This is a genomic window from Candidatus Pelagibacter sp. HIMB1587 (genome assembly GCF_052047775.1).
GTDB lineage: Bacteria > Pseudomonadota > Alphaproteobacteria > Pelagibacterales > Pelagibacteraceae > Pelagibacter.
This window is the reverse complement of the sequence record NZ_JBNAJJ010000001.1, coordinates 145,408-164,457: the sequence shown is the minus strand read 5'-3', so window position 1 is coordinate 164,457 and position 19,050 is coordinate 145,408. Positions and strand designations below refer to the sequence as shown.

Sequence of the window (19,050 nt, the reverse complement as noted above, 5' to 3'; positions counted from 1 at the left end):
CTTAGTTAAAAGTAATAAAAGTTCCAACTATAATAACTCCCCAATAAGCAACTAAACTTAAAAATATACCTGTTTTTATCAAAGAAACTTTTAAGTTAGTTAGTTTATTGAAAATTTTTACGTTAGAAATTTGCATTAAGTGCGTCAATACACCCAGAGAACAAATTGTCAAATATTATTTTAAAATTAGATAAATTTTTTTTTAATAGATGGTTGCGCCAAAAACTTTAACCACATCATCCTCAACACCTAAAACTAGCCTTCCCAAAAATTCTCCTGGGATTTCTTTATTGGTCTGTTTTATCAGAACGGTTATATGCTCTCCTCTTCTAAGACACCCAAAAGGCTCAAACGTTTCGTGAAGATTAGTGATAAGCTTGTTGTTAGCCCATTGTTTTCCAAGTTCTACTTCATTGGCTCCAAAGAGCATCTGAGTTGAAAAATCTCTAGTAAATCCACCATAATCTTTAAGGTTTGATGATTTTACCAGGTTGAACCAAATAGGTTTAGCCAACTCATATATTTCATCATCTTTTTTTGATAAAATATCCATAACTTATCTATTTCTAATTAAAGTATCTTAAGAAGCTTTTTTCTTCTCATTCTCATCCACTATGTGGTAGACAGGAACCTTCTCCATACTAAATTTACCAGTTTTTGGATCTCTTCTAGAAACTGTCAGACAATGCCAATTATCATCATCCAGTTTCATATGGTCTCCTCTATAATAGTATCCTGGCCATCTAGTTTCTTCTCTAAATAAAGTATGTTCAGTTACACATTGAGAAGTTAAAGCTCTATGTTTCAACTCCCAAGCTCTCATTAATTGGTGATAATCCTCAGCACCAACATGCTCAAGATCTTCTTGAAGCCATTCAAGCAATTCAAGGCCTCTTTTCAACATATTACCATTAGTCATGTAATTAGATGTAATTCCACCTACATATTCATCCATAATCTTCTGTAGTCTTTGTAGACCTTGGATTGGTGATATATAGCTAGGAGAAACAGTTCCACCAGTGATTTCATTTTGCGCAACAGTGAAGTTTTCAAGTGGTTTGTAGACCATAGCTTTGAAATCCTCACATTGTTTGTCTGAAACCTTAACTCCTTCAGCTTTTTTATCTTCGATATACTTAACAGCAGCTTTAGCAGCTAATCTACCTTCTGTGAAAGATCCAGATGAAAACTTATGAGCACTTCCACCCACAGTATCGCCAGCGCCAAATAATCCGTCAATTGTAAGCATTCTGTTATAACCCCAGAAATATTCCGGTGGAGATAAATCTTCTGGACCACTTACCCAAGCTCCTGAACAAGTAGCGTGTGAACCCATAACATATGGTTCTGAAGTTGTTAATTCAGGATTAGTATATTTAGGGTCAATATTTTGAGACGCCCATACTACAGCTTGACCAACAGTCATTCCTAAAAAATTCTCCCAACCAACTGTTTCTAAATGTGGATCTTGGAAAGCTTCAGTTGTAACCATATGAATTGGTCCACCACCAGCAGCAACTTCTTGAATGAAAGCATGATTTCTTAAACAAGTAGGTGTTGGGTGATGATCAATATATTCGCCAACTAACTCTTTGGTTTGATCATACCATTTCTTCTCATAATTTTCCCCATTAGCGTTCTGAGTGTAAGTTTTTAAATGCAAGAAATAAGCTCCGACTGGACCATAACCATCTTTAAATCTACATAACACAATTCTATTTTCCATTTGTGTCATTTTAGCTCCAGCAGCAATCGGAAGAGCATATGCTGAACCGTTACTCCAAGGAGCATACCAAGTTCTACCCATTCCTTCTCCAACTGCTCTTGGTTTGAAGATATGAGAAGCACCACCAGCTGCAACTATTACAGCTTTTGCTCTAAAAACATGAAAATCACCTGTTCTCATGTTAAAGCCAACAGCTCCACCAATTCTATTATCTTGAGACTCATCCATAAGTAAATGAGTGATCATTATTCTATTATAAATTTTGTCAGCAGATTTTTTTGCCGCCTCAGCAACAATAGGTTTGTAACTTTCACCATGGATCATGATCTGCCATTTACCTTCTCTTAAATATCTTCCAGTTTGTTCATTTTTCATCATTGGAAGACCCCATTCATCAAACATGTGAACAGTAGAGTCTACGTGTCTAGCCATGTCGTAACCTAAATCTTCTCTAACCATTCCCATTAAGTCATTTCTTGCATATCTAACATGGTCTTCAGGTTGATTTTCTCCCCATTGCATTCCCATGTAACAATTGATTGCATAAAGACCTTGAGCAACAGCTCCACTTCTATCTATGTTTGCTTTTTCTACACAAACAATTTTCATATCTCTTCCCCAGTGTCTAGCTTCGAACGTAGCACCCGTTCCAGCCATACCACCACCAACAACTAATATATCGCAATCCTCGTAATGTGTCTTATGTCTAGCCATTAGTAGTAAACTCCTTTTTTAAACGACTCCTTTGGAACTGATGGTAATTCACCATCAATATTTAAACCTTCTGGCTCAGTGTAAAGTCTTTGTGAATTAATCTCACCTTGGTTTGGTTTGTCACCCTCTGCAAGTTTTGGAATAAATTTACCCCATGGTTTTGTAGTAATTGGAGAAACAAAGTTTTTCTCTGTTCCATTTCTAAATTTGATCTTCCATGAAATTGTTCCTTTTTCTTCTTCTCTTCTAACTCTAACGCTATGACCCATAGGAGCAAAATCAGCATAACCTCTTACGTCAATTGCATGATTTGGACATGCTTTTACACATGAATAACATTCCCAACAAAAGTTAGGTTCAATATTTTTTGCACGTCTGATATTTTCATCTATGTGCATAATATCTGATGGACAAATATCCACACAGTGACCACAGCCATCACATCTTGTCATGTATACGAAAGTTGACATAATTATTTATTCTCCTTTTTTAATTTCATCATATTAATAGTGTTTAGGTTGTTCTCTTTTAATACCTAAACCAAACTGTTCAGGCGCGTCAGCAGGAGGAGGTAAGTTGTCTCTTGAACCATCTGCTTCTGCTAAATTTTTTTGGATTGCTGCACCAGGTTTATAAAACATATGTGCAAATTTAGACCAATAAACTCCTCCAAATAAAACTAAATTTGAAAAGACAAATAAAGTCAAAAATAAATAAGATAATCCTGCTTGACCATTAGATTGTGTGTAAGACCACAATAAACCAAAAGTCGAACAAGCTAATAAAGCTAAAACAAATAAATCAGCTTTAATAATTCTGTACCAAGGATGCGCTTCCGCAGATACGTCTACTCTTAGGAAAAACCAGAACCAATATCCACCGATACATGTAAGTATTGCTCCTACATGCCAAACCAAAGACCAAGTTGATGAAGTAGGTTTATCAGCTCCTGTATAACAGAATACTAAAACTGCTGATGCAACCCAAAATAATATTGTTCCATACATACCAAGTACGTGTGCAAGTCTTCTTTTTCCAAATCCAAGCTCTGCAGTTGTGCCAATATCGTAGACTGTTGTCTTTGCGATAATTGAAGCTCTTTCTCCTGAGCTCAATTCCTTAACAGCATTAGCTTTAGCTTTTTTTGCATTATTAAAAAAATAAGTAACGTTTTTGTGAACAATCATTTGAATTATTGTTCCAGCTGCAATTAAAATAATCATAGCAATTATAAAACTCTGCATTGCAAAAGGTGAAACTGTTTCAGCTAAAATTGAAAAAGGATTTGTAGATAACATAATTTTTTGTATTTTATAAAGTTAGTTTGAGATTTTCTAATCTAGTTAAATAAAGAGTTCAACCAAAACTATTGGTCAATTTTGTCATTAATAACAACTTAGGGTTTACGTTTGTAGTGTTGTTTATTAGGAATTACTGATCTTACCCCACCTTGGGGGTTATCTACGTCACCTTCTCTTCTTGGTATCAAATGTATATGACAATGCAGTATAGATTGACCTGCAATTTTTCCAGCATTAGTGCCAATGTTAAACCCTTTTACAGTATTATCTTTTTCTAAAATCTCATTTTTAATCATTTGCAATAAATTATTGCATGCAATCAACTCATCATTAGTCATGTCAAAATAATCTTTAATATGTCGCTTAGGAATTATTAAACAGTGATGATCAGAAACAGGATAAGAGTCGTAACTTGCATAAGCAAGGTCATTTTCATGAGCAATTCCACTTTTTTTTGAATCACAGAATAAACAAGGGTTGTTAGGATCTCTCATACTTAAATTAGAGTATTATATATTTTTCTAAGTTTATTAAAGGAAACATTATTTCGACTTTTCCATTTTAATTCATCTATTTTTGATACTGAAGTAACTCCCTTTCCTGATCCAATAAGAATTATTTCTTCATAATCATTTATTTCTTTGATTGATATATCTTTAAAATTAATTTTAACTTTTTTACTTAAAAACTTAAGTGTGTTTCCAAAATAACAATTTTTTTGTGGAGAAAATATTTTTCCATTTTTAACAAAAACTAAATTTGAAGTACCGGTTTCTAATATTTTATTGTTTGCAACTAAAGCAATATCGAATTTAGATGAGTCAACTTTGCTAAGTTTTGCTAAAATTTTTTTGTAATAAAGATTTTTATAATTTGGCTCAACTCTTTTATATTTAAATAATAAAAGACTAAAATTTTTTTTAAGTTTTGGTCTTTGTCTTATAGATACAGATATTAGTTTTTTATTTAAAGCAATTCGAAATAAATTGTCAGGACCTTTGTAGAGTGTATTCTTCTTAATTAGATCTAAAATAATATTCTTTAAGTTTTTTTTTCTAATTTCATATTTTTTTGTAGATTTAATTAAATTTTCAATATGTGGTTTTAACAATATTAACTTGGAAGGTTTTCCAACCATTCGCATTGTTGTAAATACACCTCTGGACCCCCAAAGATCTTTAAAAGAAACTTCCTTGAGATTACTTAGCTGATAAGATTTTTTTAATAAGAGTGTTACCATTGATTGTTAAAAATGATTCTGGGTGAAATTGAAATCCATAAACTTTATCAACGTTATTTTCTATAGACATTGCAGAACCTGAAATAGCACATCTCATAGTTATATCAAAATTTTTTGCCTTAAAAGGCTCTCTTAGTTTTAATGAATGATATCTTCCTACTTTAAAAATTTGACCTTTTTTAAATAACTTACTCTGTTTATTCACTATGACATTGGATTGAAAACCATGGTAAATTTTATTTTGTTCAACTATTTTTCCTCCTTCTGAAAATAATATTTGCTGAAATCCTAAACAAATTCCAATTATTTTTTTTTTTCCTTTAAATTTTTTATAAATATTAGTTGTTAAAGGATAATCTTTTGGTGAACCTGGACCTGGTGATAGTACTATTGTTGAAGCTTTGTGAAGTTTAGAATAATTAATTTCATTAAAATCACTGCACTCAACTTTATCAAATATAGAAAGTTGATGTACTACATTATGAGTAAATGAATCTTTATGATCAATCACATAAATCATTTAAATAAATCTATTAATGCTTTTGCCTTTATATAATTTTCATTGAATTCATGTTTGGCATTACTATCCACAACAACTCCTGAGGCTACGGAAATTTCTGATGTATTTTTATAATTTAAAATTGATCTAATAATAATATTAAATCTCATATCTCCATTAAATTTCATATAACCAAAACTTCCTGTGTAAATGTTTCTGTTTTCTTTTTCTTGGTTATTTAAAAGATTTAGAGTGTTTATTTTAGGACAACCTATTACTGAACCTCCAGGCATCATGGCTTTAATTATATCAATATTATTAACACTCTTTTTTAATACTCCTTTGATTAAAGAAACATAGTGATAAAGATCCTTATACTCTTCAACAGTTTTCTCTTTAATAATTTTCACACTTCCTGGATTACAAATCTTTGAAAGATCACTTCTCTCCATATCTACAATCATATTGTGTTCTTTGGTTTCTTTAATATTTTTTCTAAAAAAACTTAACGCTTTATTTTTGTTAAGATTTTTGTTTTTTCTAAGTGTTCCAGCAATAGGTTTTGTTAAAATATTTAGTCCTTTTTTATCAATCAATGTTTCAGGTGAGCAACTTACTATAGAGTAATTCTTATCTCTTATCATAAAAGCTTCTGGAGACGCATTAACTTTCATTAATTTCCAGAAAAAGTTGATAGGATCTATATCTGATTTATTTTTGTATTTGGTACAAATTTTAATTTGATATGTTTCCCCTTGTCTAATTTTTTTTGAAAAAACATTAAAAATTTTTTCATATTTTTTAAAATCAATATTTAATTTAAAAGGTGATAATATTTTTGTAGCTTTAAAGCTACTGTTAAATTTTTGTTTCTTAATTTTAGAAAATATTGAAATTTTTTTTCTTATTTTTATTACTGTTTCAGGCTTATAAAACACACCTTTATAAAAATTTAGCTTTTTTTGTTTTTTAATTTTTAATCCAAGCAAATTACATAAAATTTCATAGCCAAAAAAACCAATAAACATATCCGTTTCTGATTTTTTTTTTGATTTATTAAAATTGTTTAAAAAATTATTAATATTTTTATTTGTTAAAATAATCTTTTTAGAAAAATCAGTATAAATATTATACCCACCACTTACCTTGTAGATAATCATGGGTTTATCTGATTGATAAAGATCCTCTAAATAAGGATTAAATTTATGCCGGTTGAGTTCTTTCAATTGCTTTTTCATTAATAGGCAAATGTATCAAACCTGCAAAAATTGATAATGCGATAGATCCGTACCATGCATAATCAAAATTTCCTGTAAGTTCATAAAAAACTCCACTTAAATATGCTCCTAAGAATGATCCAAATTGATGACTAACAAATACGATACCATAAAGCATTCCCACATACTTTGTTCCAAATATATGAGCAACTATCCCGTTAGTTGGTGGAACAGTAGAAAGCCACAAAAAACCAAAAGTAATACCAAATATTATTGAATTAATTACACTTGGAGGAAAAGAAATAAAAACAATTATAGAGACGCCTCTTAATAAATAAATTGCACTTAATAAATATTTTTTACTATATTTTGTTGCCAGATAACCACTCACAATAGTTCCCACCATATTAAAAAGTCCTATTAATGAAAGAACAGTTGTTGCACACCAATCAGGCAAACCTTTGTCTACCATATAAGTTGGTATATGTGTTGCCACTAGTGCTATGTGCCATCCACATACAAAAAATCCTAAAGTTAAATAAATAAAACTTTTATTATTAAGTGCTTCTTTCAAAGCCTCTCTTGCAGTTTGATTGTTATTATCTTTAACGCCAACAGGAGTTTTTGGAGTACTAACAAACAAAGAAACGATTAATCCTAGTCCCAACAAAAAACAGAAGTAAAGCATCGTACTCTCCCAACCATTTTCAACAAGAGAATAACTTACAATTAAAGGTGAAACAAAATAACCAAAAGAACCTGCGCTTGTGACTATTCCTGTGGCCATTGTCCTTCTAGATGCTGGATAATGTTTAGCAACAACAGAAACGGGAATACTGATTGCTGTAGATCCTAAGCCTACACCTATCAAAATACCTATTGTATAAATAAAATTAACACCAGTATTAAAACCCAAATAAAAAAGAAAAACTCCTAATAAATAAAAAAAGAAACCAATGAAAATAGCAATATTACCTCCGTACTTATCTGTAATAACTCCAAACAGAGGATTAAAAGCGCCCCATAAAAATAATTGCAAACCCATTGCAAAACCAAATTGAGAAATAGTGATGTCAAGATCTGTAGAGAAATCAAAATAAAACAAACCAAATGTTTGTCTAATTCCAAGAGATATAATTACAACTAAGCAACATGCAATGAGTGTAACCATTGCTGTTTTGGTTGGAAAAAAATTATTCACAATTTACTTTAAATGTTTCATTGACTGCTTAATGTCAGCGATAAGGTCGTCTGGATCCTCTAATCCAATGTGCAGTCTAACTATGTACTCGTTTTTTGCTAATTTAAGATAGCTTCTATTTCCTTGTTCTCGAACATTTTGATGTAAAGCTAAACTTTCAAATCCTCCCCAACTATAACCGTGTCCAAATAATTTTAAATTATTTACAAATTTTACAACTGCCTTTTCACTTTTAGCTTTTATTCTTAAACCCATTAAACCTGAGGCACCTGAATAATATTTTTTCCACATTCTAAAATTGTAAGAGTCTTTTTTGTATGGATATAATAATTTTATATTTTTAAATTTAGATAAAAACTCTGCTACTTTTTTTGCATTTTCTCTATGTCTATCTAACCTGACATCTAAAGTTCTTAATCCTCTTGTAATCAAATAAGCATCATCAGGTCCCAATCTTAAACCTGTAAGCCTTTCGGTTGCTTTTACTTTTGGAAATACTTTTTTATTAACTGCTAAACTTCCACCCATTACATCAGAGTGGCCTGAGTAGTATTTTGTTGCTGAAACAATTGCCATATCAAAACCAAGTTTGATAGGTTTTAAAAAATATGGGGTTCCCCATGTATTATCAAGTGCAGTTAAAATTTTATGTTTTTTTGCTATGGATACAATTTTCCCTAAATCTTGAAAATCAAATGTATTACTTCCTGGGTTTTCTACTAAAATTAATTTAGTTTTTTTGGTGATTGCTTTTTCTAATGTCTTAAGATCATGTGGATCATAAAAAGTTGTTTTGATATTAAATTCCTTTAAAAAATCTTGTGTCAAAAGTCTTGTCGGACTGTAAACTGGATCAGCTGCAATAATTTCATCACCAGGTCTTGTAACACTGAAGATTGCTAAGAATACCGCTCCAAACCCAGTGGGTGTTAAAAAAGTAAAATAACTTTCCTCTAGTTTAGATAAAATTTGCTGCAAAATATGAGTCGTTGAAGTTCCTTGTCTGCCATAATCAAAATGTCCACCGGTAGGATTTTTTTTAGCTTTCTCTTGGGTTTTTCTAATATCTTGCATCGATTTAAAAATAATCGTTGATGCACGCACAATTGGTGGATTTACAGACTGATTATGAAAATCTTTAGCGGTATGTTTTAAAAATGTTTTAAAAGAATTGCTCATAATAAAATTTGATATGTTTAAAAGACAATGCTATATCCCGTAAAAAACGTCAATAAATTAATAAATAGGACTAAATGAGTTATCCGAAGAAACATAGGGGTCGAAGAAAACAAGGCTCCAAAAAGAGAAGAGCAAAAAGAAAAAATAAGAAGAAATAATTCTTTTATTCTTTAATCCAACCACCGCCAAGAACTCTATGACCAAATTGGTCTTTGCTATAGAATACGCATGCCTGTCCTGGAGATATTCCATCCTCAGGATTTAATAGATGAACATTTGCATAATTGTTATCTTTTAAGTCTACTTTTGCCTCAAGAAGACTACCTGTTGATCTAACTTTTACAAATATATTTTGATCAAAGTCTTTTTTATCAGTTAATAAATTTAAATCTTTTAAAAATATTTCTTTTTTTCCAAGGTTTTCTTTAGGTCCTACTATAATTTCATTTTTATCTGAATTTATTTTTAAAACATATAAAGCTTCTTTATCTGAAACCTTAATTCCCTTTCTTTGTCCAATGGTAAAATTAATTATACCATCATGAACACCAATTACTTTTCCATCTAAATTTTTAATATTACCTTTTTGAAAAGAGTCTGGTCTAAATTTTCTAATTACAGATGCATAATCTCCATTAGGCACAAAACAAATATCCTGACTATCTGGTTTATCAGCTACATTTAAATCTAACTCTTTAGCAATTTCTCTTGTTTTATCTTTTAACATTCCACCTAATGGAAATCTTAAATAATCTAATTGTTCTCTAGTTGTGTTGAATAGAAAATAACTTTGATCTCTGTTTTCATCAATTGCTCTATACATATTATTGGTGTTGTCTGATGTAATATTTTTTACATAATGTCCTGTAACTAATGCATCTGCTTTAAGATCTTTTGAAACTTCAAATAAATCTTTAAACTTTACTGTTTGATTACATTGTACACATGGAATTGGAGTTTCACCTTTTAAATAACTATCAACAAAATTATCTATTACTCCTTGCTTGAATTTATCTTGGTAGTATAAAATTTTATGCTCAATACCTAATTTGTGAGCAACACGTTTTGCATCCATTATATCTTGACCTGAACAACACTGTTTAGATTGTGCTACTTCTTTTCCATCATCATAAAGTTTAAGAGTGATGCCTATAACTTTGTAACCCTCATTTTTCATAATTCCTGCTACAGTTGACGAGTCTACCCCACCAGACATTGCAACAACGACTGTTGTATCTTCAGGTTTTTTGTTAATTCCGATAGAGTTTAATTCTTTATTCATTAGGTGGTATTTATACTTATTTACAATATAAGTTAAATTAAATGATTTTAGATTATGAACCAGGTGACAAAGTCACTAATCCTGAGAATAAAGACTGGGGCATTGGACAAGTACAATCAATTATAAAAGATAAGGTTACTGTTAATTTTGAAAATGCAGGTAAAAAAGTAATAAATGCAAAAAATATAGAATTAAAAAAAATTGGTAAATAAAAGATGGACTTACAAAAAATTATTGAAGATTTAGTTGATGCTTTTTTATCAGCAGGAGACTTGTCTCTTCAGCTTAGAGAAAAAGGATTAAGTAAAGAAATTAAATCTGACAATACACCGGTGAGTAATGGTGATATTGAAGTAAATAATTTTATTTCTTCTCAAATATCAAAAGTAACACCTGACATTCCAATTATTTCAGAGGAAACTTCTGAAAATAAAGATAATTCTAAATTAAAAGATTTTTGGTTGGTTGATCCTATAGATGGAACCTATGATTACATTAACAATTTAGAAGAATTTACTATTAATGCAGGTTTAATTATTAACAATAAACCTGTTGCAGGTTTAATAAATGCACCTGCTAAAAAAAGAATGTTTTATTCATATGGCAAAGGTAAATCTTTTGAGTTTACTAATAAAGAAACAATAAACCTTTCTGAGTTAAAGTCTAAAAAAACAGACCCACTTAATTTCATTTCTTACAGCAATAAAATTAAACCTGAGATACAAAAAATTTATGATGAATTGGGTGTTAAGGAACATACTAGAATGAAAAGTTCTTTAAAATTTTGTGTTGTTGCTGCATGTGAGTTTGATGGTTATGTTGCTGAACCTCGAGCTTATGAGTGGGATATTGCAGCTGGACATGCAATTTTAGAAAATGCAGGGGGATCTGTGAGAGACTTTAATGGTAATGAAATTTTATATGGTAAGAAAGATTTAAAAAATCCAAGTTTAATTTTGAAAAGTAAAAATATAATTTAATGGATGAGCAATTAAGAATTATTTTAATTATAATAGTATCCGTCTCAATTTTTGGATTACTAGTTTTTGTTTTTGTTAAAAATTATATTCGAAACAAAATAAATCATCTTGTTGATGAAGAGAAAAAAAGAAAATTAAAGTAATTTAATTATCTTTTCATATTCATTTTTATCAATATCCATCACTTTTTTGGATGTTTCGAAATCAAATCCATTTCTTGCTAGTAAAGAAATATCTTTTTTATAAAACAAAGTTCTATTATCCTCTGCTCTTGCTGGTCCTATTCTTTTTTTCTTACATAATTTTATTGCTGAAAAGAAATCCTGATCAGAATTATCTTCTTTTATTTTCTCAACTGTATCCTTAATAAAACCATCATCAATTCCTTTGCCCATTAAATAATTTCTAATTTTATTTATAGAGTTTCCTCTTTGGATCATACTCTTTGCTTTACTTTCTGAATAAAATTGATCATTAATAAATTTATTTTTTTCTAAATCAGATAGAACAATATCAATTAATTTGTTTACGTCTTTTTTTCTAGAATCTGTTGCAGAAAGTTTCATATATTTTTTTAATAAATATGTTTTAAGCTGTTGTTTTGAAGGTGCATATTTTTCAACATAGCCAAATGCAAAATTCCTCATTTCATCAACAGTAACTTGAAGTGTTTTTCTTTTATTTCTTATAGGAATCATCGTTAGATTTTATATAATATAAATATGATCGAACAAATTTATAACTACTTCACAATTGATGTGCTTTATATGTGGATCAATTTAGGAGTTATACCTTTTTGGTTCATCTTAATTGTATTTCCCCAGTCTCACTTGAGCAGATATGTAGTAACTACTATATTTCCATTTCTATTATTAAGTGGGGTTTATATTTACATTTTATACAGATCTTTCATCGTTGGTTATGACTTCGATGCTAATTTTAGTTTGTATCTTGGTTTAGTTGAGTTATCTCGACTGTTTGAAGATAATCTATACCTAACTCTTTTCTGGACTCATTTTATAGCTATAAATTTATTCGTAGGTGGATGGATGGTGAAAGACTCTCAAAAATACTATGTAAATAAAGTATTAATGTCAGTCCCTTTAATAATTACATACTTAATTGGTCCTATTGGTCTGTTTATTTATTGGATAATTAGAATTTTTTACGCCAAAAGACTAAATCTATATGAGTGATCATATAGATTTTTACTTCGATATTATTAGCCCTTACGCTTACATCGCATATAAAAAAATTTTAAAAATTAACAATGTTGATTTTAAATTAAAACCAATATTGTTAGGTGGTCTTCACAACCTAGCAGGTATTACTGCTCCTGCATTTAACAAATATAAAATGAAAAATATGCAAAATGATTGTGAGCTTGTTTCAAAAAAAAATAATATAAGTTTCAAATGGAATTCTAGATTTCCAATAAACTCTTTAAGTATAATGAGAGGTTATCTTTGTGTTAGGGATGATAAAAAAGAAGAATACTTAAATAGTTTTTTTGAAGCTTATTGGAAAGAAGATATAGATTTATCTAATGAAGAAAATATCAAAATAATATTAAAAAAATTAAAAATTGATGAGAATGATTTTTTTAATTCTATTGGTAATCAAGATATTAAAGATAAATTAAAAAAGTTAACTCAAGAAGCATTTGAAAAAGAGGTATTTGGAGCTCCTACTTTTATAGTAAATAATAAAATTTTTTGGGGACAAGACCGTCTAGAATATGCTCTAGATGAAATTAAAAATATTTAAACTATTTTAAAACTACTGTTACTGATAGATCCAAAACCACCTTCAATGTGAGAGATATTTTTGAAGCCTTTTTCAGTTAAAGACTTTACTGACATTTCAGATCTAACTCCTCCAGCACAAAACAAAACTACTTCTTTATCTATGTCAATTTGACCATTTTTAAAAACATCACTATTAGGATCAAGAAGAGTTTCTAAATTTCCCATAGGTATATGATTAGCTCCTTCAACTTTTCCTGTAAGTTCTAATTCATTTAATTCTCTAATATCAATTAGATTGCATTTGTTTTCTTGGACCATTTGATAAGCTTCATCAGCATTTATAGTTTTAATTTCACTCATAACTTTAACGATTTATACTTTGTATTAATTTTACGATTATGTAATTAGTATAATATATTTAAATTTAAAAATATACATAGCAGTGCTACCTAAAACTTTTAAACCATTTAAATCCAATATAAATAATTTAATCCGAATAGGTCCTAAAAAAGATGGAGGATATGTAATTGATAAAAGAGCAATAAAAAAAACAAAAAAAATAATTAGTTGTGGATTAAATGATGACTGGGAATTTGAGAGAGAATTTCTAAAAATTAATCCAAAATGTAAAATAATCGCTTACGATCATACAGTTCATAAAGAATTTTGGGTCAAAAGATTTAAAAAGGATTTAATTTCATTATTTTTGTTTAAAAAACTTAGACTAGAGAAAATTTTAGATGTCTTTAAGTATATTGACTACTTAAAATTTTTTAAGGATGGGAACAAACATTTAATAAAAAAAGTAGTTAATTATGAAAGAAAAAAGAACGAAATATCCATTAAAAACATTTTAAAAAATCAAAGTAACTTAATTTTAAAAATAGATATTGAAGGTGATGAATACAAAGTTTTAGAACAAGTAAATAAAGAATTTTTTAAAATTAATTTATTAATTATTGAATTTCATAATATTCATAAAAATTTAAATAAAATTAAAAATTTTATAAAAAAAACAAAATTTAAAATTATACATATTCATGGGAATAACTATGCTGGTACAAACAAAAACAATGACCCAAAAGTAGTTGAAATGACTTTTATTAATTCAAAAAAATTTAAAACAAGTAAAAATAAGTCTAATTTAAGTTATCCAATTATAAGTTTAGATTATAAAAATTTAAAAAGAAGACCTGATATAGAATTAAAGTTCAATGAATAAAAAAATTTGTGTAGTTTATACTCATCACAAACTTGGTGATCTCATTTGGCAATTGCCATACATCAAAGCAATCAGCGAACATCATTCACAAAATATTGATTTAATTTTAAGAGAAAAAACTCAAGCTAAAAATATACTTAAAGATATTAATCATATAAATTTTATTAGTTACAATAATTTTAGAAAAGGCTTTTTTTATTGGATTGATGTATTTAAATTGATAAAAATTTTTCTTAAAAATAAATATTCTCACGTTTATATTTTAGATAAAGTAAACAAGCCTGCAATTGCAGCAAATCTAAGTGGAATAAAAAATATTATTGGTCCAGGAATAGGAAATCAAAAAAAATGGTTAACTGTAGATAAAGTGCTAAATGATACTGATAAAAATTTAAGTTATTCAGAACAATCACAAAAAATTTTAAAAATAAACAATATTAAATTAAATAATTTATATCCAGAATTAGAAATTGACCTTGATAGAATAAGTAATCAACATCTGGATATTTTGCCAGAGGGCAAAAAAATTGCATTTGGTATAGATTCTTTTGAAGATTACAAAATGTGGTTTGAGGAAAATTTTGTAGAACTTGCAGATTTGCTTTATAAAAAAAAATTATTTGATTACATTTATTTGATTTGTGGACCAGAAAAATCATATCTAGCTCAAAAAATTATTTCTTTATCAAATAAAAAATATTTTATTGATTGTTCAAATAAAGATCTTACAGGTGTAATAGCTGCAATTAAGCATTCAGATTTTTTTGTTGGTAATAATTCAGGACCCTTAAACCTAGCATCAGCTTTGGATGTTAAATCTTTTGGTTTGATTGCAAATGATGCTATAAGCGAACTTAAATATAGTAAAATAGAATTTATAACTCCTGAAGGATATAAAGATAATACATGGATAAGAGATAGAAATAATATGAAAACTCTAACAACTAAAAAAGTTTTTGACGAAATAATTGAAAGGATATCAAATGAAAGCTAATAATTTTACACTTCCATCTACAAATAAAACTAATTTTTCCTTGAAAGATACATTGGGAAAATATGTAGTTTTATATTTTTATCCAAAAGATGATACGCCTGGATGTACAATTGAAACAAATGATTTTAATAAATTGCTATCTAAATTTAAAAAATTAGATTGTGAAATTTATGGAATTTCAAAGGACAGTATAAAAAGCCACGATAAATTTAGAGAAAAATATAAAATTAAATTTGATTTATTGGCTGATGAAGAACTAAAAGTTCTTAAAAAATATAAGGTCTGGGGCAAAAAAAAATTTATGGGACGTGAATTTATGGGAATAAATAGAACAACTTTTTTAATTGATAAAAAAGGTAAAATCCTAAAAATCTGGGAAAACGTTAAAGTAAAAGATCACGCCAAAGAAGTCCTAGAAACATTAAAAAATATTTCAAAATAAAAAAGGCCCCTTATTTCTAAGGAGCCTTTAATTGTTATATATTGAGAGATATTTTAGTCTCTTATTGCGTAGGCTTTAACACCAACTTCCGCAACATCAGTTCCAAGTTTTTCAGCTTGAGAACTAATTCTAAGACCAATTGTTTGTTTTAGAACTTTAAAAGTGATGTAAGAAAGTATGAAACTAAATGCACATACTGCAATTACACCTGTTAACTGAGTTCCAAAATTTGTATCTGGATTACTTAATGGCACAACTAAAGTTCCAAAAATTCCAGCAAATAAATGAACAGGAATTGCACCTACAACATCATCAATTTTTTTACTTTCTAAAAACTTTGTACCAAAGTACATGATGATTGATCCAACAGCTCCAATAGCAATTGCAAGCACTGGACTTGGAGTTAAAGGTTCTGCTGTAATTGCAACCAAACCTGCTAATGCTCCGTTAAGCATCATTACGATATCTGTTTTACCACCTAATAATCTTGTAACGACTGCAGCAGTAACAGTACCAGCAGCTCCCGCTAAGTGAGTGTTAACCGCAATTTTACTAATTGCATTTACATCATCAAACGTTCCCATTGCAAGTTGGCTAAAACCATTAAATCCAAACCAGCCAAACCATAATAAGAAAGTTCCTAATGTGACAAGTGGTATTGAAGATGCCGCAAAAGGAACTAGTGATTTTGTTTCACCTTTTTTATTAAATCTTCCCTCTCTTGCACCTAATAATATTACACCCGCTAAAGCAGCTGCACCACCACAAGCATGAACTAAAGTTGAACCAGCAAAATCAGAGAAGCCTGAAGTTGCTAACCAACCTCCACCCCACTGCCAACCCATTGAAATAGGATAAATGATACCAGCCATGATCGCTGCAAAAATAAAAAATGGCCAAATTTTAATTCTTTCTGCTACAGCACCAGATACTATTGATGCAGTTGCACATACAAACATTGTTTGAAAAAACCAATCAGAATAATCTGAGTAACCTGTTGAAAGTTCTGAAGCATCACTCCACATTGAGAATGATCCTATAAATCCACCTTCAGGAATTCCGTAAGCTAAATTGTAACCACAGAAAAAAAATATTAATGAACAAATTGCAAACTTACCTATATTCTTTGCTGCAATTGTTGAAACACTTTTAGTTGTCACCAGTCCACTTTCAAGCATACAGAAACCTGCTGCCATGAATGCAACTAAAACACCACCAAGATAAAATCCTAATGAATTGAAAATATATTGTCCTTCAGCTGACATTGTTGTTTCTGCTGAAGCTAAATTAGTAAAGCTTAAAAATATTAATAAGCTTAATGATATTTTTTTTAAATGATTAATCATTATCTCTCTCCTTTTTTGATCTTGTCGTTTTAATAAACATTTGAATTTTAAGTACTGCTGATAGGTCAAAAGAGTTATGAGAAATAAGCATATGTGTAAAAAAAAGGCCCCATTTCTGGGGCCTTTGGTTATTAACTAACTAGAGAGAGATATAAGTTAATTCTTTGTTTAGAGGCTCTTCAATGAGATAACGACATGGAGATCGAAGAGCCTCTATATTGCATGCAATTAGTCACGTATTGCGTAAGCAATTACACCTGTTTCAGTAACGTCCGTACCTTTAGTTTCAGCTTCTTTACTTAATCTGATTCCAAACGTACCTTTCATTATTGACCATACGATGTAAGACACAGCAAACACAAAAATGTTAATTGAAAGTACACCAATTAACTGTGCACTGAACGATGCATCAGTGTTTGTCAATGGCACTGAAAGTGTTCCCCAAATTCCAGCAAATAAATGGGCAGGGATTGCACCAACAACGTCGTCTAACTTGAAGCTAAATAATAATTTAGTTCCAAACACTACGATTAATCCTCCCACAGCTCCGATTAAAATTGCTGCAAATGGAGATGGTGCTAATGGTTCTGCAGTGATTGCTACTAGACCACCAATTGCTCCGTTTAACATTTGAATAACATCTGTTTTACCGTACATTAATCTTGTAATGATACCAGCGGCCATTACTCCACCACAAGCTGCAAGATTTGTATTGATAAAGATTGATGAGATCGCAACTGCATCATCAAAAGTACCTAATGCTAATTGTGAACCACCGTTAAATCCAAACCAACCTAACCATAGGATGAATACACCTATTGTTACTAATGGAATTGAAGATGCAGCAAAAGGCTGTAACGCTTTTGGTTGACCTTTACTGTCAAATCTTCCACTTCTAGCACCTAACAACATGATACCTGCTAAAGCAGCTGCACCACCAGTTGAGTGTACTAAAGTTGAACCAGCGAAATCAGAGAAGCCTAGTTCTGCTAACCAGCCTCCGCCCCACTGCCAACCCATAACGATTGGATAAATAATTCCAGCTAAGATAGCTGCAAATAAGAAGAACGGCCATAACTTGATTCTTTCAGCCATAGCACCTGAACAAATTGATACTGTAGTTGCACAGAATACCATTTGAAAAAACCAGTCTGAACCATCAGAATAACCAGTGTCAATTGCACTTGCATCTGACCATGGTGTAAATGATCCAATGTATCCGCCTTCTGGAATACCATAAGCTAAGTTGTAACCAACTAGCCAAAACATAATTCCAGCAATTGCATACAAACCAATATTCTTTGCACAAATTACTGAAACACTTCTTGAAGTTACCATACCAGATTCTAACATTGCAAAACCTGCTGCCATGAACATGACAAGGAAACCACAAATTAAAAATAGTAGAGTGTTAAATATAAACCCCACTTCAGCAGAAACAGTTGTCTCTGCCATACCCGCACTACTCATGTTTAGCAAAAATACCAAACTTAGTAATGGTGCAGATATTCTCTTTATTATTTTAGTCATAAGACCTCCACTTGTTAAAGTGAGGTTTATAAATTTAAAAAACTTAAAAACTAACGCTGATTAGGAAAATTGGGTATGCAGTTTTTGCATATAGTAACAACCCTAAACGTGTTTTTACAATCGTTTAGGGCTGTTAAAAAAATATTATCTATTGAATACTTCTTTTAAAGCTTTCGCTGGTAAGAATTTTACCTTCTGAGAAGCAGCGATTTGAATCTGCTCACCGGTTCGAGGATTCCTTCCAACCCTTGCTTTACGTTTCGCAACCTTATACGTCCCGAAGCCGGCGATTTTTACTGAATCGTCTCCCTTCAAGGCGTCAAGTATTGTATTCGTGATCGTATCGAACGTCCGTTCCGCATCTGCTTTGCTCAAATTTAATGAGCCAGAAAGCTTTGCTACTAGTTGTTTTTTGTTCATTTTAGCTCC

The 19,050-nt window shown here is 30.0% G+C and carries 24 protein-coding genes; 7 read left to right on the top strand and 17 right to left on the bottom strand.

Annotated features, from left to right (window positions below; genetic code table 11):
- Position 1 precedes the first annotated feature (1 nt).
- The 12 genes from ACTTBE_RS00915 to mnmA all read right to left on the bottom strand — a co-directional run bounded on the left by ACTTBE_RS00915 (position 2) and on the right by mnmA (position 10,359).
- The gene (locus tag ACTTBE_RS00915; RefSeq protein WP_440676788.1) at positions 2-136 is read right to left on the bottom strand and encodes a hypothetical protein; all 135 of its coding nucleotides are present in this window, start codon (positions 134-136) and stop codon (positions 2-4) included.
- 66 nt (positions 137-202) lie between these two features.
- Positions 203-553: a hypothetical protein gene (locus ACTTBE_RS00910; protein ID WP_440676787.1), complete on the bottom strand. Its 351-nt coding sequence runs from the start codon at positions 551-553 to the stop codon at positions 203-205.
- A gap of 27 nt (positions 554-580) precedes the next feature.
- Positions 581-2,440 (bottom strand): adenylyl-sulfate reductase subunit alpha, encoded by a 1,860-nt coding sequence (gene aprA / locus ACTTBE_RS00905; RefSeq protein WP_262589350.1) that lies wholly within the window; start codon positions 2,438-2,440, stop codon positions 581-583.
- Entirely contained in the window at positions 2,440-2,910 is a 471-nt protein-coding gene (aprB, locus tag ACTTBE_RS00900) for an adenylyl-sulfate reductase subunit beta (RefSeq protein ID WP_075506608.1), read from the bottom strand. Before aprB ends, aprA begins: the two co-directional genes overlap by 1 nt.
- A gap of 33 nt (positions 2,911-2,943) precedes the next feature.
- The gene (locus ACTTBE_RS00895) at positions 2,944-3,738 is read right to left on the bottom strand and encodes an adenylyl-sulfate reductase (protein ID WP_440676786.1); all 795 of its coding nucleotides are present in this window, start codon (positions 3,736-3,738) and stop codon (positions 2,944-2,946) included.
- Between the two features lie 98 nt (positions 3,739-3,836).
- Complete coding sequence (locus tag ACTTBE_RS00890) at positions 3,837-4,235, bottom strand: HIT family protein (RefSeq protein ID WP_440676785.1); 399 nt, start codon at positions 4,233-4,235, stop codon at positions 3,837-3,839.
- A 2-nt stretch (positions 4,236-4,237) separates the two neighbouring features.
- Positions 4,238-4,981, bottom strand: coding sequence for an aminotransferase class IV (locus ACTTBE_RS00885; RefSeq protein ID WP_440676784.1), 744 nt, complete (start codon positions 4,979-4,981; stop codon positions 4,238-4,240).
- Positions 4,941-5,501, bottom strand: a complete 561-nt coding sequence (locus ACTTBE_RS00880) for an aminodeoxychorismate/anthranilate synthase component II (RefSeq protein WP_440676783.1) — start codon at positions 5,499-5,501, stop codon at positions 4,941-4,943. Before ACTTBE_RS00880 ends, ACTTBE_RS00885 begins: the two co-directional genes overlap by 41 nt.
- The gene (locus tag ACTTBE_RS00875) at positions 5,498-6,718 is read right to left on the bottom strand and encodes a chorismate-binding protein (protein WP_440676782.1); all 1,221 of its coding nucleotides are present in this window, start codon (positions 6,716-6,718) and stop codon (positions 5,498-5,500) included. Before ACTTBE_RS00875 ends, ACTTBE_RS00880 begins: the two co-directional genes overlap by 4 nt.
- Positions 6,684-7,898 (bottom strand): MFS transporter, encoded by a 1,215-nt coding sequence (locus tag ACTTBE_RS00870; RefSeq protein WP_262589358.1) that lies wholly within the window; start codon positions 7,896-7,898, stop codon positions 6,684-6,686. The genes ACTTBE_RS00875 and ACTTBE_RS00870 overlap by 35 nt, the downstream gene beginning before the upstream one ends.
- A gap of 3 nt (positions 7,899-7,901) precedes the next feature.
- The gene (locus ACTTBE_RS00865; RefSeq protein WP_440676781.1) at positions 7,902-9,077 is read right to left on the bottom strand and encodes a trans-sulfuration enzyme family protein; all 1,176 of its coding nucleotides are present in this window, start codon (positions 9,075-9,077) and stop codon (positions 7,902-7,904) included.
- A gap of 163 nt (positions 9,078-9,240) precedes the next feature.
- Positions 9,241-10,359: a tRNA 2-thiouridine(34) synthase MnmA gene (gene mnmA, locus ACTTBE_RS00860; protein WP_440676779.1), complete on the bottom strand. Its 1,119-nt coding sequence runs from the start codon at positions 10,357-10,359 to the stop codon at positions 9,241-9,243.
- Between the two features lie 41 nt (positions 10,360-10,400).
- Here mnmA and ACTTBE_RS00855 point away from each other — a divergent pair, with 41 nt between their 5' ends.
- Both ACTTBE_RS00855 and ACTTBE_RS00850 read left to right on the top strand, forming a co-directional pair.
- On the top strand, positions 10,401-10,571 hold the full coding sequence (locus ACTTBE_RS00855) for a DUF3553 domain-containing protein (RefSeq protein ID WP_075506600.1): 171 nt from the start codon (positions 10,401-10,403) through the stop codon (positions 10,569-10,571).
- Positions 10,572-10,574: 3 nt separating this feature from the next.
- Positions 10,575-11,339, top strand: a complete 765-nt coding sequence (locus ACTTBE_RS00850) for a 3'(2'),5'-bisphosphate nucleotidase CysQ family protein (protein WP_440676778.1) — start codon at positions 10,575-10,577, stop codon at positions 11,337-11,339.
- 134 nt (positions 11,340-11,473) lie between these two features.
- Here the strand turns inward: ACTTBE_RS00850 and ACTTBE_RS00845 are convergent, their stop codons facing one another.
- Positions 11,474-12,037 carry a regulatory protein RecX gene (locus tag ACTTBE_RS00845; protein ID WP_440676777.1) on the bottom strand — a complete coding sequence of 188 codons (564 nt, stop codon included), beginning with the start codon at positions 12,035-12,037 and terminating at the stop codon, positions 11,474-11,476.
- Between the two features lie 24 nt (positions 12,038-12,061).
- On the opposite strand from ACTTBE_RS00845, the gene ACTTBE_RS00840 reads away from it, so the two are divergent.
- Both ACTTBE_RS00840 and ACTTBE_RS00835 read left to right on the top strand, forming a co-directional pair.
- On the top strand, positions 12,062-12,535 hold the full coding sequence (locus ACTTBE_RS00840; protein ID WP_440676776.1) for an ABA4-like family protein: 474 nt from the start codon (positions 12,062-12,064) through the stop codon (positions 12,533-12,535).
- The gene (locus ACTTBE_RS00835) at positions 12,528-13,106 is read left to right on the top strand and encodes a 2-hydroxychromene-2-carboxylate isomerase (RefSeq protein ID WP_440676775.1); all 579 of its coding nucleotides are present in this window, start codon (positions 12,528-12,530) and stop codon (positions 13,104-13,106) included. The genes ACTTBE_RS00840 and ACTTBE_RS00835 overlap by 8 nt, the downstream gene beginning before the upstream one ends.
- On the opposite strand, the gene ACTTBE_RS00830 is transcribed toward ACTTBE_RS00835, so the two are convergent.
- A complete protein-coding gene (locus ACTTBE_RS00830; RefSeq protein WP_440676774.1) occupies positions 13,103-13,447 on the bottom strand; it encodes a rhodanese-like domain-containing protein in 345 nt (114 codons plus the stop codon). The genes ACTTBE_RS00835 and ACTTBE_RS00830 overlap by 4 nt on opposite strands.
- Before the next feature lie 82 nt (positions 13,448-13,529).
- On the opposite strand from ACTTBE_RS00830, the gene ACTTBE_RS00825 reads away from it, so the two are divergent.
- The 3 genes from ACTTBE_RS00825 to bcp are packed head-to-tail and all read left to right on the top strand — an operon-like array spanning position 13,530 to position 15,745.
- Positions 13,530-14,309, top strand: coding sequence for an FkbM family methyltransferase (locus ACTTBE_RS00825; protein WP_440676773.1), 780 nt, complete (start codon positions 13,530-13,532; stop codon positions 14,307-14,309).
- Positions 14,302-15,303 (top strand): glycosyltransferase family 9 protein, encoded by a 1,002-nt coding sequence (locus ACTTBE_RS00820; RefSeq protein ID WP_440676772.1) that lies wholly within the window; start codon positions 14,302-14,304, stop codon positions 15,301-15,303. Before ACTTBE_RS00825 ends, ACTTBE_RS00820 begins: the two co-directional genes overlap by 8 nt.
- On the top strand, positions 15,293-15,745 hold the full coding sequence (bcp, locus tag ACTTBE_RS00815) for a thioredoxin-dependent thiol peroxidase (protein WP_440676771.1): 453 nt from the start codon (positions 15,293-15,295) through the stop codon (positions 15,743-15,745). The genes ACTTBE_RS00820 and bcp overlap by 11 nt, the downstream gene beginning before the upstream one ends.
- Positions 15,746-15,798: 53 nt before the next feature.
- On the opposite strand, the gene ACTTBE_RS00810 is transcribed toward bcp, so the two are convergent.
- From ACTTBE_RS00810 to ACTTBE_RS00800, 3 genes are all read right to left on the bottom strand, one after another.
- Complete coding sequence (locus ACTTBE_RS00810; RefSeq protein WP_440614682.1) at positions 15,799-17,091, bottom strand: ammonium transporter; 1,293 nt, start codon at positions 17,089-17,091, stop codon at positions 15,799-15,801.
- A 228-nt stretch (positions 17,092-17,319) separates the two neighbouring features.
- The gene (locus ACTTBE_RS00805; protein ID WP_440676770.1) at positions 17,320-18,621 is read right to left on the bottom strand and encodes an ammonium transporter; all 1,302 of its coding nucleotides are present in this window, start codon (positions 18,619-18,621) and stop codon (positions 17,320-17,322) included.
- 144 nt (positions 18,622-18,765) lie between these two features.
- On the bottom strand, positions 18,766-19,041 hold the full coding sequence (locus ACTTBE_RS00800) for an HU family DNA-binding protein (RefSeq protein ID WP_075506581.1): 276 nt from the start codon (positions 19,039-19,041) through the stop codon (positions 18,766-18,768).
- Positions 19,042-19,050 lie beyond the last annotated feature (9 nt).

What these genes read in the sequence shown, in the direction of transcription:
- ACTTBE_RS00915 (WP_440676788.1), bottom strand. Translation starts at nt 136, where the DNA reads ATGCAAATTTCTAACGTAAAAATTTTCAATAAACTAACTAACTTAAAA.
- ACTTBE_RS00910 (WP_440676787.1), bottom strand. Translation starts at nt 553, where the DNA reads ATGGATATTTTATCAAAAAAAGATGATGAAATATATGAGTTGGCTAAA.
- aprA (WP_262589350.1), bottom strand. Translation starts at nt 2,440, where the DNA reads ATGGCTAGACATAAGACACATTACGAGGATTGCGATATATTAGTTGTT.
- aprB (WP_075506608.1), bottom strand. Translation starts at nt 2,910, where the DNA reads ATGTCAACTTTCGTATACATGACAAGATGTGATGGCTGTGGTCACTGT.
- ACTTBE_RS00895 (WP_440676786.1), bottom strand. Translation starts at nt 3,738, where the DNA reads ATGTTATCTACAAATCCTTTTTCAATTTTAGCTGAAACAGTTTCACCT.
- ACTTBE_RS00890 (WP_440676785.1), bottom strand. Translation starts at nt 4,235, where the DNA reads ATGAGAGATCCTAACAACCCTTGTTTATTCTGTGATTCAAAAAAAAGT.
- ACTTBE_RS00885 (WP_440676784.1), bottom strand. Translation starts at nt 4,981, where the DNA reads ATGGTAACACTCTTATTAAAAAAATCTTATCAGCTAAGTAATCTCAAG.
- ACTTBE_RS00880 (WP_440676783.1), bottom strand. Translation starts at nt 5,501, where the DNA reads ATGATTTATGTGATTGATCATAAAGATTCATTTACTCATAATGTAGTA.
- ACTTBE_RS00875 (WP_440676782.1), bottom strand. Translation starts at nt 6,718, where the DNA reads ATGAAAAAGCAATTGAAAGAACTCAACCGGCATAAATTTAATCCTTAT.
- ACTTBE_RS00865 (WP_440676781.1), bottom strand. Translation starts at nt 9,077, where the DNA reads ATGAGCAATTCTTTTAAAACATTTTTAAAACATACCGCTAAAGATTTT.
- mnmA (WP_440676779.1), bottom strand. Translation starts at nt 10,359, where the DNA reads ATGAATAAAGAATTAAACTCTATCGGAATTAACAAAAAACCTGAAGAT.
- ACTTBE_RS00855 (WP_075506600.1), top strand. Translation starts at nt 10,401, where the DNA reads ATGATTTTAGATTATGAACCAGGTGACAAAGTCACTAATCCTGAGAAT.
- ACTTBE_RS00850 (WP_440676778.1), top strand. Translation starts at nt 10,575, where the DNA reads ATGGACTTACAAAAAATTATTGAAGATTTAGTTGATGCTTTTTTATCA.
- ACTTBE_RS00845 (WP_440676777.1), bottom strand. Translation starts at nt 12,037, where the DNA reads ATGATTCCTATAAGAAATAAAAGAAAAACACTTCAAGTTACTGTTGAT.
- ACTTBE_RS00840 (WP_440676776.1), top strand. Translation starts at nt 12,062, where the DNA reads ATGATCGAACAAATTTATAACTACTTCACAATTGATGTGCTTTATATG.
- ACTTBE_RS00835 (WP_440676775.1), top strand. Translation starts at nt 12,528, where the DNA reads ATGAGTGATCATATAGATTTTTACTTCGATATTATTAGCCCTTACGCT.
- ACTTBE_RS00830 (WP_440676774.1), bottom strand. Translation starts at nt 13,447, where the DNA reads ATGAGTGAAATTAAAACTATAAATGCTGATGAAGCTTATCAAATGGTC.
- ACTTBE_RS00820 (WP_440676772.1), top strand. Translation starts at nt 14,302, where the DNA reads ATGAATAAAAAAATTTGTGTAGTTTATACTCATCACAAACTTGGTGAT.
- bcp (WP_440676771.1), top strand. Translation starts at nt 15,293, where the DNA reads ATGAAAGCTAATAATTTTACACTTCCATCTACAAATAAAACTAATTTT.
- ACTTBE_RS00810 (WP_440614682.1), bottom strand. Translation starts at nt 17,091, where the DNA reads ATGATTAATCATTTAAAAAAAATATCATTAAGCTTATTAATATTTTTA.
- ACTTBE_RS00805 (WP_440676770.1), bottom strand. Translation starts at nt 18,621, where the DNA reads ATGACTAAAATAATAAAGAGAATATCTGCACCATTACTAAGTTTGGTA.
- ACTTBE_RS00800 (WP_075506581.1), bottom strand. Translation starts at nt 19,041, where the DNA reads ATGAACAAAAAACAACTAGTAGCAAAGCTTTCTGGCTCATTAAATTTG.